Origin of the sequence: Glycomyces sp. NPDC021274 (assembly GCF_040641195.1) — a bacterium.
Lineage (GTDB): Bacteria > Actinomycetota > Actinomycetes > Mycobacteriales > Micromonosporaceae > Glycomyces.
This window is the reverse complement of the sequence record NZ_JBFADC010000012.1, coordinates 20041-31357: the sequence shown is the minus strand read 5'-3', so window position 1 is coordinate 31357 and position 11317 is coordinate 20041. Positions and strand designations below refer to the sequence as shown.

Genomic DNA, 11317 nt, shown 5'->3' with positions numbered 1-11317 from the left:
GTTGTTCGCAGCACCCCCGAGACGCCTCTGAATCGCAAAGGACTCCACTGTGTCTGCTAATGACGCGGCAGCCGTTGACGCTGCGCACCCGATCGACCTGGTCGTGGTCGGCCAAGGGTACGTGGGCCTGCCGCTGGCCCAGGCGGCGATCGCCAAGGGCCTCAGCGTGGTCGGCCTCGACCGCTCCCAGCCGGTCGTCGACGCGCTCAACGCCGGTTCCAGCCACATCGACGACGTCTCGGACGCCGAGCTCGAACTGATGATCCGCGGCGGCTACACCGCTTCGACGGACGCCTCCGTGCAGGCGCGGGCCAAGGCGATCGTCATCTGCGTGCCGACCCCGCTCGGCGAAGCGGGCGGACCCGACCTCGCCGCCGTCATCGGCGCGTCGCACGCGGCCGGGCGACACCTGCAGCGCGGCTCGCTCGTGGTGCTGGAGTCCACGACCTACCCGGGCACGACCGAGGAGGTCGTCGCACCGATCCTGCGCGAAGAGTCCGGCCTCGAGGCGGGCGTCGACTTCCATCTGGCGTTCTCGCCCGAGCGGGTCGACCCGGGCAACCCGGTGTACGGGATCGTCAACACGCCCAAGGTGGTCGGGGGGCTCACGCCCGCGTGCACCGCGGCCGCGAAGGCGCTGTACTCGCGGTTCATCGACACGATCGTCGAGGCGAAGGGGCCGCGCGAGGCGGAGATGGCGAAGCTGCTGGAGAACACGTACCGGCACGTGAACATCGCGCTCGTCAACGAGATGGCGGTGTTCTGCCAGGAGCTGGGCGTGGACCTGTGGGACGCGATCAACCTCGCCAAGACGAAGCCGTTCGGTTACCAGGCGTTCTACCCGGGGCCGGGCGTCGGCGGGCACTGCATCCCGATCGACCCGAACTACCTGTCGTACAAGGTGCGCACGCTCGGGTACCCGTTCCGGTTCGTGGAGCTGGCGCAGGAGATCAACAACCGGATGCCCGAATACGTTGTGCAGCGGGCGATGGCGAAGCTGAACGCGAACGGCCTCGCGCTCTCGCGCGCCCGGGTGCTGCTGCTCGGGGTGACGTACAAGCCGGACATCGCCGACCAGCGCGAGTCGCCGTCGACGCCGGTGGCGCGCAAGCTCCTCGCGGCGGGTGCGGAGCTGGCCTACCACGACCCGCACGTGCCGGCGTGGAGCGTCGGCGCCGACCAGATCGAGCGCGTCACGGAACTCGAGACGGCCAAGGCCGACCTGATCGTGCTCCTCACCAACCACGCCGAATACCAGGCCGAGGCGCTGCCGGCGGGGGTGCCGGTGCTGGACACGCGGGGCGCGCTGCGGGGTGTCGAGGGCGTCGAGGCCCTCTGAGGACCGGGGCAGCCCCCCGCCCTCCCAGGGGGGCGACCCCGATTCAAGTCTCTCGCGCAGGTCCGACAAGAACCTCCCCGTCTTACCGTCGTAAGGAAAAGTGTCACTCGAAAGAGTGAGCGAACCGCCGCGGGCCTCACGGCCCGCGGCGGTTCCGGTCTCCCTGGTTTCCTTACAGGGCCTAGGCGACCGCGCGGGCGAACTTCCGCGTCGCCCACCACACCAGCACGATCGCGAGCGCGCCGATGTAAGCGGCGGCCTGCCAGATCGCGTTCGCGCCCATGTCGCCCTGGAACAGCGACCGCGCCGCCTCGACCGCGTAGTAGAACGGGTTGAAGTCGGCCACGTTCTGGAGCCACGCGGGCGCCAGCGCCATCGGCAGCATGATGCCCGAGAGCAGCATGATCGGCTGGACGAACGTGTTGAGGACCGGCGCGAGCGTGTCCTCGCTCTTCAGGACGATCGCCACCCCGTACGAGAGCGCGCCGAGCATGAACGAGGTCAGCACGATGATCCCGAGCATGAGGAAGACGCCCGGCCAGTAGATGGTCAGGCCGCCGATCGGCGCGGCCAGCACCACCAGGAGGAGCGCCTGGAAGAGCGTGGTCGTGACGGTGGCGAACGTCCGTCCGATGAGGAGCGCCGCGCGGCTGACCGGGGTCACCCGCATGCGTTCGATGACGCCCGCGCGCAGCTCCGCGATGAGGCTGAAGCCGACGAACGTGGAGCCGAACAGGGCCATCATGATGATCAGGCCGGGCACGAAGGTCTCCATCGCGCCGGATTCGAAGCCCGGGGCGCCGTCGAGGCCGTTGAGCAGCGGCGCGAAGAAGATCAGGAAGTACAGCGGCTGGATCAGCATGACCACCAGCCACACCGGCTGCTTCAGGTTGAGCTTCATGGCCCGCGAGTAGACGAGCCAGGTGTCGAGCAGGGTCTTCATGTCAGTGCTCCTCTCGCAGCGAGCGGCCGGTCTGCTTCAGGAACACGTCGTCGAGGCTGGGCCGGTGCAGCTCGATGGACGCGGGGGCGATGCGAGCGGTGTCGAGGGCGCGCAGGAGCTCGGGGAGCGCCGCGGCGCCGTCGTCCACGTAGAGGCGCAGGACCGCGACGCTGGTGGCGGGGTCGGGTTCGCCCGCTTCGGCCTCGCGCACGAACGCCTTGTCGCCCAGGAGGGTCCGGGCCTCGGCGGCCTGGTCGGCCACGCCGATGAGGACGACGTCGCCGGCGACCTCCTTCTTGAGCTCCAGCGGCGTGCCCTCGGCGACGATCTCGCCGTGGTCGATGATGGCGAGCCGGTCGCACAGGGCGTCGGCCTCGTCGAGGTAGTGCGTGGTCAGGAAGATCGCGGTGCCGCGCTCGCGCAGGCCCCGCACCTCGTCCCACATGTGGGCGCGCGACTGCGGGTCGAGGCCGGTGGTGGGTTCGTCGAGGAAGAGCAGCTTCGGCTGGTGCATGATGCCGAGCGCGATGTCGAGGCGGCGCTTCTGGCCGCCGGAGTAGGTCTTGACGTTGCGGTCGGCGTACTCGCCGAGCTGGAACGACTCCAGGACGTCGACGGCGCGGGCCTGCGCGGTCCGCTTCGACATGCCGTAGAGGCGGCCCTGCATGACCAGTTCCTCGCGGGCGGTGACCTCGCCCCAGGTGCCGCCCTCCTGGCCGACGTAGCCGATGTCGCGGCGCACTGCCGCCGACTCCTTGGCGAGGTCGTGGCCGCAGACGACGGCGTGGCCCTCGGTGGGTTCGATGAGGGTGCTGAGCATCCGCATCGTGGTGGTCTTGCCGGCGCCGTTGGGGCCGAGGAGGCCGAAGACCTCGCCTTCCTTGACGGCGAGGTCGACGCCGCGGACGGCCTCGACCTCCTTGCCGCGGGACTTGAAGGTCTTCTTCAGCCCCTTGGTCTCGATGAGCATGGGTTCCTCACGGGTGGGTAGGGCGATGTTCCTATTTCCTTGTTCAAAGTTGACTATAACCAGGGCGTTGTGAAGGGCACAACCAGGTATAAGCGAAATCGTGAGATTAGTCAAAGGTATAATATTCAGGCATGTGGAGTACGCGTCTTCTCGTCCTCGGCCTCGTCCGGTGGCTCGGTCCCGTCCACGGCTACCTGGTGCGCAGGGAGCTGGACACGTGGCGGATGCCCGGCAAGGCCGAGATCGGCGCCGGCTCGATCTACCACGCGCTCAAGAAGCTCACCGCCGACGGCCGGCTCGAGGTCGTCGCGACCGAGTCGGTGGACGCGCGCCCCGCGCGCACCACGTACCGGATCACCGCCAGCGGCGAGGCCGAGTTCCAGCGGACGCTGCGGGAGAAGCTGTGGGACGTCGCCGGCGGTGAGGACCCGTTCAGCACCGCGTGGGCCTTCGCGCAGGTCCTCACCCCGGCCGAGAACATCGCCCTGCTGCGCCAGCGGGCCGAAGTGCTGTTCTCCCGCATCGAGCAGGTGACGGCGCTGCTGGCGGCGACCACTCCGGAGTTCATCCCCGGCGATGAGGGGGCGTTCGTCCCGGCCCACGCCCGCGCCATGATGAAACGCCAGATCGACCTGTGGATCACCGACGCCGAATGGTGCGAGGAGACGGCCGGCCGGATCGAGACCGGCGACCTCGTCCTCGGCCCCGAACTCGACGCCGAGCACGCCGCCCAATGGCGCGAGGCGATCAAGGGCGACCGGTTCATCGACAACGCCAGGGACCGCCAGGCCCTCATCGAGGAACTCACCGGGGAGGACCTCGCCGCGGACGACCTGAACGGCCGTTTAGGAGGTGATGCGAAAAAATCGACAACCCTCCTTATGGAGACCCTCCAAACGTTGAGCGGTTTATATCGTTTCGTCCGGGCTCCTGACGACGGCGTCGCCCCGGTCTCCGATATGCGGCCATTACACTGCGGAACGTGCGCAAGGTTTTGATCGCCAACCGCGGCGAGATCGCAGTGAGAGTCATCCGGGCCTGCCGGGACGCCGGGTACGAGTCCGTCGCCGTCTACGCCGACGGCGATCGCGATGCACCCCACACGCTTCTGGCCGACGAGGCCTTCGCCCTCGACGGCCTCACGGCCGCCGACACCTACCTGCGGATCGACAAGTTGCTGCGGATCGCCGAGCGGTCCGAAGCGGACGCCGTCCACCCCGGGTACGGGTTCCTCTCCGAGAACGCCGAGTTCGCGCAGGCCGTGATCGACGCCGGACTCACCTGGATCGGCCCCACGCCGCAGTCCATTCGCGACCTCGGCGACAAGGTCACCGCCCGCCACCTCGCCATGAAGGCCAACGTGCCCCTGGTGCCCGGCACCAAGGACCCCGTGAAGGACGCGAGCGAGATCCTCGCGTTCGCCGACGAGCACGGCCTCCCCGTCGCGATCAAAGCCGCCTTCGGCGGCGGCGGGCGCGGCCTCAAGGTCGCCCGCGACCGCGACGAGATCCCCGACTTGTTCGAGTCCGCCGTGCGCGAGGCCGAAGCCGCGTTCGGGCGCGGCGAGTGCTTCGTCGAGCGCTACCTCGACCGGCCCCGCCACGTCGAAGCCCAGGTCCTCGCCGACACCCACGGCAACGTCATCGTCGTCGGCACCCGCGACTGCTCCCTCCAGCGCCGCCACCAGAAACTCGTCGAAGAGGCCCCCGCGCCGTTCCTCACCCCAGAGCAGCGCGCCACCATCCACAACGCCGCCAAGGCCATCTGCAAGGAAGCCGACTACCACGGCGCCGGCACCGTCGAGTTCCTCGTCGCCGTCGACGGCACCATCTCATTCCTCGAAGTGAACACGCGCCTCCAGGTCGAGCACCCCGTCTCCGAGGAGACCAGCGGCCTCGACCTCGTGCGCGAGCAGTTCCGCATCGCCTCCGGCGAAGCCGTCCCGCTCACCGAGGACCCCGAGCCGCGCGGCCACTCCATCGAGTTCCGCATCAACGGCGAAGACCCCGGACGCGGGTTCCTCCCCGCCCCCGGCGCCGTCACCAAGCTGCGGCTCCCCGCCGGGCCGGGCGTGCGCGTCGACACCGGCATCGAAGAGGGCTCCGTCATCGACGGGAACTTCGACTCCCTGCTCGCCAAGGTCATCGTCACCGCCTCGACCCGCGAAGAGGCACTGCGCCGCTCCCGCCGGGCCCTCGCGGAGATGGAGGTCGAAGGCCTCGCCACCGTGCTGCCGTTCCACCGGGCCGTGATCGAGGACCCGGCGTTCGCCGAGGACTTCACCGTCCACACCCGCTGGATCGAGACCGAGTGGGACAACACGCTCGAACCGTACGGGGCGGGCGCCGCGGGCGGCGACAGCGAGGAGCGCACCAGCCTCGTCGTCGAGGTCGGCGGCAAGCGCCTCGAAGTGTCGATCCCCGCCGGGCTCCTCAACCCCGTCGCCTCCAGCAAGCCGAAGAAGCGCGGCCCCAAGAAGAAGGCCGACGCCGGACCCGCCATCGGCGGCGACGGCCTGCCGTCCCCGATGCAGGGCACCATCGTCAAGGTCGCCGTCCAGGACGGTCAGTCCGTCGTCAAGGGCGACACCATCGTGGTCCTCGAGGCCATGAAGATGGAGCAGCCCATCGAAGCGCACAAGTCCGGCACCGTCTCGGGGCTCGAAGTGGGCATCGGCGACGTCGTGGCCGCCGGGGCCCCGATCTGCCAGATCTCCGATTGAGCCGCGTAACCGATCTGTCAGATCGCAGACTTACAACCGGGCGTTCGCGGAGGGACAATAGTCAGTGCTGTGCGTAACACCACAAGCACTGCTCTCACCGACCGAAATCGGGTTACGGTTCCCGGCGGCGGAAATTCTCCGTCCGGAACCCGACCACTCCCTACAGGGGGATAGCCATGCGCTTCATCGACGGACAACCCGGCCACGACCTCACCTACTCGGACGTGTTCATGGTCCCGAACCGGTCGAACGTGGCCTCGCGCCTCGACGTCGACCTGTCGACCGCCGACGGCACCGGGAACTCCATCCCCATCATCGCGGCCAACATGACCGCGGTCTCGGGCCGGCGCATGGCCGAGACCCTCGCCCGCCGCGGCGCCCTCGCGGTGATCCCGCAGGACATCCCCGTGGACGTCGTCGCCGACGTCATCGCCCGCGTCAAGTCCCGCCCGCTCGACTGCGACGCGGCCCTGACCCTCCCGCCCACTGCCACGGTGGCCGAGGCCATCGCCCTCTTCCCCAAGCGCGCGCACGGCGCGGTCATCGTCACCGACTCCGAGCGCCGCCCGCTCGGCGTCGTCACCGAAGCCGACTGCCGCGGCGTCGACCGGTTCACGCAGCTTGAACTGGTCGCCTCCGACCGGCTCGTCACCCTGCCCATGGGGATCTCCGACGCCGAGGCGTTCAAGATCCTCGAGGACGCCAACATCAAGCTCGCGCCCGTGCTCGACGGCGAGGGCCGCCTCCACGGCGTGCTCACCCGGGCCGGCGCGCTGCGCAACACCATCTACCGGCCCAACACCGACGCGAACGGGAAGCTCCGCGTCGCCGTCGCCATCGGCATCAACGGCGACGTCACCGGCAAGGCCACCGCGCTCGTCGAGGCCGGGGCCGACGTCATCGTCGTCGACACCGCGCACGGCCACCAGGAGAAGATGCTCGACGCGCTCAAGCTCGTGCGCGACGCCGCCCCGCACCTGCCCATCGCCGCGGGCAACGTCGTCACCGCCGAAGGCGCGACCGACCTCATCAACGCGGGCGCCGACATCGTCAAGGTCGGCGTCGGCCCCGGCGCGATGTGCACCACCCGCATGATGACCGGCGTCGGCCGGCCCCAGTTCTCCGCGGTCCTGGAATGCTCCACCACCGCGCACCGCTACGGCAAGCACGTGTGGGCCGACGGCGGCGTCCGCCACCCGCGCGACGTCGCCCTCGCGCTCGCCGCGGGCGCCTCGAACGTCATGATCGGCTCCTGGTTCGCCGGGACCCACGAGTCCCCCGGCGACATGCACTACGACGCCGACGGCCGGGCCTTCAAGGAGTCCTTCGGCATGGCCTCGGCGCGGGCCGTCAAGGCCCGCAGCGCGAGCGACTCCTCGTTCGACCAGGCGCGCAAGGCCCTGTTCGAAGAGGGCATCTCGACCGGACGCATGTACCTGGACCAGAAGCGCCCCGGCGTGGAGGACCTCCTCGACTCGATCGTGGCGGGCGTGCGGTCCGCCGCGACCTACGCCGGCGCGACGAACCTGGCAGAGTTCCACGAGCGCGCAGCCGTGGGTGTGCAGTCCGCCGCCGGCTACACCGAAGGCGCGCCGGTCCCGAGCAGCTGGTAAGCGCCGCAAGCAGCATCGAGGGGCGCAGGTTGCCCCAAGCGAGGCCGCGGGCGCTGGTAGCCCGGCAAGATGCCGCCGTTGACGTCCGCCGGGAGGCGGGCGCCTTCGTGGTTTCCCGGTGTTGCGCTGAGTTGCTGGTTCACATGTGCGGTCTTGTTTGGTGCGGGCGCACCGGCGCCTTTGCCGGTGCGCCCGCGTACATCTCCTCGCGAGGTGTCCTGGCAGGAGCCGCGCGGGAGTGCACTCCCGCGCGGTCTTCGGGGGCGGCCCCCGGGGATTCCCACATTCGCCGCCAGTCCTGCCAGGACCGGTTCGCCACTCCGCACTTCCACCACCACCGGCGAAGCAGCTGTTTTTGCTATCAACAATCACAGGTCGGGCAAGGGTTGCCAAGCACCACTTTCCAGCCTGTGGATAACTTGCCGCAACTGCGGTGAAATTGCTGTTCAGGGGGTGTGGATAACTTGGGGTGATGCGGCGTGAGCGTGGCTCAGTTCCTTGCGTCCCTGGCCAGCATCGCCGCCTGGACCCGGTTGGTGCAGCCGAGTTTGGCGAGCACACGGCTCACGTAGGTCTTCACGGTCGCTTCGCTCATGTGGACCCGGCCCGCGATCTCCGCGTTCGACAAGCCCTCGGCCACGGCATCCAGGACCTCGCGTTCGCGCGCGGCCAGGCGGGCGACGCGGTCCACCGCGTCGCGCCGCCGCGGCGCCGACTCCGGGGCCACCAGGCCCAGCACCATCCGCGTCACCACCGGCGACAGGTACGCCTCCCCCGCCGCGACCGCGCGCACCGCAGCCACCAGTTCCTCTGGCGCGCAAGTCTTCAGGACGAACCCCGCCGCGCCGTGCTCCACCGCCGCGAGCACGTTCTCCTGATCCCCGAAAGAGGTCAGCACCAGCGCCCGCGTCCCCGGCGACACCGCCGGGAGCCGCTCGACCACCGCGAGACCGCCCAGGCCCGGCATGTGCAGGTCCACCAGCGCGACCTCCGGTCGGCAGCGTTCGATCGCCGCCAGTGCGTCGCGTCCGTTGTGGGCGGTGCCGGCGATGTCGATTCCCGCTGCTTCCAGGACCGTGCGCACCCCTTCGACGACGAGCGGTTCGTCGTCGGCGATCACGACGCGAGTCATGCGCCCTGCACCCCGGCGATCGAGGTCAGCGGGAGGAGGACAAGGAGCAGCACGACGGTGCCGATGGCGGCGGCGCGGGCGGTTCGCGGGAGTTGCGGGTGCGTGGTTGGGAGGGGCAGCATGGCGCTCAGTCGGAAGCGGTCGGCGTCGGCGCGGTGGTCGAGGAGGCCGCCTGCGGCGGCGACGCGTTCGTGGAGGCCGGGGAGTCCGTGTCCGCCGGGCAGGGCAGGGGCCTTCGTTGCGGGGAGCGGGTTCTCGACGGCGACGAGCAGGGCGTCGGTCTCCCAGGTCACTGTCGCGCGGACGCGTGCGCCGGGCGCGTGTTTGGCGGCGTTCGCGAGGCCTTCTTCGAGTACGGCGTAGGCGGCGCGGGCGGCGACGGCGGGGATCGGGCCGGGTTCGCCTTCGTGGCGCAGTTCGACGGCGACGCCCGCTTCCATGAAGGACGCGGCGAGGGTCGCGGCTTCGGCGGGGTCGAATCGGGTCTCGGTCTCGGCTCCTGCGCGCAGGAGCGACACGAGGCCGTGGAGGTCTGCGACGGCGGCGCGCACGGTGTCGCCGACCTGCCGGGCCTCGGCGCGCCGTTCGGGGTCGTGGTCGCGGACTTCGAGGGCGGCGACTTGCACTGCGGCGAGGCCGAGGCGGCGTCCGATGCGGTCGTGCATGTCGCGGGCGAGGCGCAGGCGTTCGCGTTCGACCGCGACCTCCTGTTCGCGCATGGAGCGGCGGTACCGCTGCCAGAGGGCGACGACGACCGCAGCGGCGAGCAGCGCGAGGATGCCGGCGGGGAGGGGACCGGCGGGGAGGGCGGCGAGGAGGGCGAACTCGGCCAGGACGATGGCGACGGCCGCGAGCAGACCTTTCATACGGCCAGGGTACGCATCGGGTCGGCGGGGTGGCGGTTCACTTTCGTCGCGAGGGGAAGCGACCTTCGGCGACTGTTCGCGGGGTGCCCGCTTTTCTACGGTTGCAGTGTGATCGAAGTGAGCAATCTGACGAAGCGGTATCGCGGCGGCACGGCCGTCGACGACCTGTCATTCACGGTGGAGCCGGGCCGCGTCACCGGTTTCCTCGGGCCGAACGGCGCGGGGAAGTCCACGACCATCCGGCTCATCCTCGGCCTCGACCGGCCTACGAGCGGGCGGGCCACGGTGAACGGGCGGCCGTACGCGTCCCTGGACCGGCCGCTCACCGCGGTCGGGGCGCTGATGGACGCCGGGGATCTGCATCCGACGCGCAGTGTGCGCGAGCATCTGCGCTGGCTGGCGCGTTCGAACGGGATCGGGGAGCGGCGGATCGGGGAGGTCTTGGAGGCCACTGGGATGGCGGGGGCGGCGCGGAAGCGGGCGAAGACGCTGTCGCTGGGGATGAAGCAGCGGCTCGGTGTGGCCGCGGCGCTGCTGGGGGATCCGGAGGTGCTCATGCTGGATGAGCCGGTGAACGGTCTCGATCCTGAAGGGGTGGTGTGGATCCGGCATCTGATGAAGGATCTGGCGGCGGAGGGTCGGACGGTGCTGGTGTCGAGTCATCTCATGTCGGAGATGGCGTTGACGGCGGAGCATCTGGTGGTGATCGGGCGGGGCCGGCTGCTGGCGGACACGTCCACGAAGGATTTCATCGCCGCCCATGCGGCGGCGGACGGCAGTGGGGCGAGTCTGGAGGAGGCGTTCATGCGGTTGACGGGTGCGTCGGTCGAATTCCGCAGCGGTTCGGGCATGTCGGGGGGTGCGCAGTGAGCGGGTTCGTGCGTGCGGCGTCGGCCGAGTGGGTGAAGGTCCGTTCGGTGCGGTCGACGGTGGTGTCGTTGGGCCTGTTCGCGTTCGTCGCGCTCGGATTGAGCTGGGTGATCGCGAACGGGTTCACGGCGGGCGGTCCGGCGACCGATGCGCTGCTGCCGGTGTTCTTCGGGTTGCTGACGGCGCAGCTGGTGCTGGTGACGTTCGCGGTGGCGACGGTGGGTGCGGAGTTCTCGACGGGCACGATCCGGGCGTCGCTGGCGGCGGTGCCGTCGCGGGGCCGGCTGTTCGCGGCGAAGATGACGGCGGTGGGACTCACCGTGGCCGCGGCGGCGCTGGTAGTGGAGCTGGCGGTGTTCGGGCTGGTGCGGGTGGTCATCGGCGAGGCGGCGGCGCCGTTGACGGCGTGGTGGACGGTCGAGTCGCTGCTGGGCGGCTGGATTCATCTGACGCTGCTGAGCGTGTTCACGGCGGCGATCGCGGTGATGCTGCGCAGCACTGTGGTCACGTTGTCGGTGCTGCTGCCGGTGCTGTTCCTGTCGGGGCAGGGCCTGGGGAACATCGAGGCGATCAAGCCGGTGGCGCAGTACCTTCCCGATCAGGTGGGGATGGTGGTCATGCACTTGACGCGGCCGGGCGATCCGCAGTTCGGGCGGGATTACGGGCCGTGGGAAGGGATCGGGATCCTGGTGTTGTGGACGGCGGCGGCGCTGGTCGGGGGCTGGTTGGTGATGCGCCGCAGAGATGCCTGAGCGGTGAGGGCCGGCGAGGCTGCGAGGGCGGGTTCCGCCGTCGCGGCCTCGCCGCCGTACGTGGACCGTCCACAGTTAACCGAACAGACTTCATTGCGCTTGGTGTTCAT

Annotated in this window: 10 protein-coding genes; 6 read left to right on the top strand and 4 right to left on the bottom strand. The window is 70.0% G+C overall.

What is annotated here, in order from left to right; genetic code table 11:
- Positions 1 to 49: 49 nt before the first annotated feature.
- Positions 50 to 1339 (top strand): nucleotide sugar dehydrogenase, encoded by a 1290-nt coding sequence (locus tag AB0I03_RS22070; protein ID WP_360415744.1) that lies wholly within the window; start codon positions 50 to 52, stop codon positions 1337 to 1339.
- A 181-nt stretch (positions 1340 to 1520) separates the two neighbouring features.
- Here the strand turns inward: AB0I03_RS22070 and AB0I03_RS22065 are convergent, their stop codons facing one another.
- Positions 1521 to 2282: an ABC transporter permease gene (locus AB0I03_RS22065; RefSeq protein ID WP_360415742.1), complete on the bottom strand. Its 762-nt coding sequence runs from the start codon at positions 2280 to 2282 to the stop codon at positions 1521 to 1523.
- Between the two features lies 1 nt (position 2283).
- Complete coding sequence (locus tag AB0I03_RS22060) at positions 2284 to 3252, bottom strand: ATP-binding cassette domain-containing protein (RefSeq protein WP_360415740.1); 969 nt, start codon at positions 3250 to 3252, stop codon at positions 2284 to 2286.
- A 131-nt stretch (positions 3253 to 3383) separates the two neighbouring features.
- Between AB0I03_RS22060 and AB0I03_RS22055 the strand changes: the two genes are divergently transcribed.
- From AB0I03_RS22055 to AB0I03_RS22045, 3 genes are all read left to right on the top strand, one after another.
- On the top strand, positions 3384 to 4250 hold the full coding sequence (locus AB0I03_RS22055) for a PadR family transcriptional regulator (RefSeq protein ID WP_360415738.1): 867 nt from the start codon (positions 3384 to 3386) through the stop codon (positions 4248 to 4250).
- Positions 4235 to 5974 (top strand): biotin carboxylase N-terminal domain-containing protein, encoded by a 1740-nt coding sequence (locus tag AB0I03_RS22050; protein ID WP_360415736.1) that lies wholly within the window; start codon positions 4235 to 4237, stop codon positions 5972 to 5974. Before AB0I03_RS22055 ends, AB0I03_RS22050 begins: the two co-directional genes overlap by 16 nt.
- A gap of 176 nt (positions 5975 to 6150) precedes the next feature.
- Entirely contained in the window at positions 6151 to 7587 is a 1437-nt protein-coding gene (locus tag AB0I03_RS22045) for a GuaB1 family IMP dehydrogenase-related protein (RefSeq protein WP_360415734.1), read from the top strand.
- A gap of 490 nt (positions 7588 to 8077) precedes the next feature.
- Here AB0I03_RS22045 and AB0I03_RS22040 read toward each other — a convergent pair whose 3' ends face one another.
- Positions 8078 to 8707, bottom strand: coding sequence for a response regulator transcription factor (locus AB0I03_RS22040; protein WP_360415732.1), 630 nt, complete (start codon positions 8705 to 8707; stop codon positions 8078 to 8080).
- A gap of 8 nt (positions 8708 to 8715) precedes the next feature.
- Complete coding sequence (locus AB0I03_RS22035; protein ID WP_360415730.1) at positions 8716 to 9585, bottom strand: histidine kinase; 870 nt, start codon at positions 9583 to 9585, stop codon at positions 8716 to 8718.
- Positions 9586 to 9693: 108 nt separating this feature from the next.
- On the opposite strand from AB0I03_RS22035, the gene AB0I03_RS22030 reads away from it, so the two are divergent.
- Together AB0I03_RS22030 and AB0I03_RS22025 are read left to right on the top strand one after the other, a co-directional pair.
- Complete coding sequence (locus AB0I03_RS22030) at positions 9694 to 10455, top strand: ATP-binding cassette domain-containing protein (RefSeq protein WP_360415728.1); 762 nt, start codon at positions 9694 to 9696, stop codon at positions 10453 to 10455.
- Entirely contained in the window at positions 10452 to 11207 is a 756-nt protein-coding gene (locus AB0I03_RS22025; protein ID WP_360415726.1) for an ABC transporter permease, read from the top strand. Before AB0I03_RS22030 ends, AB0I03_RS22025 begins: the two co-directional genes overlap by 4 nt.
- The last annotated feature ends 110 nt before the right edge of the window (positions 11208 to 11317 follow it).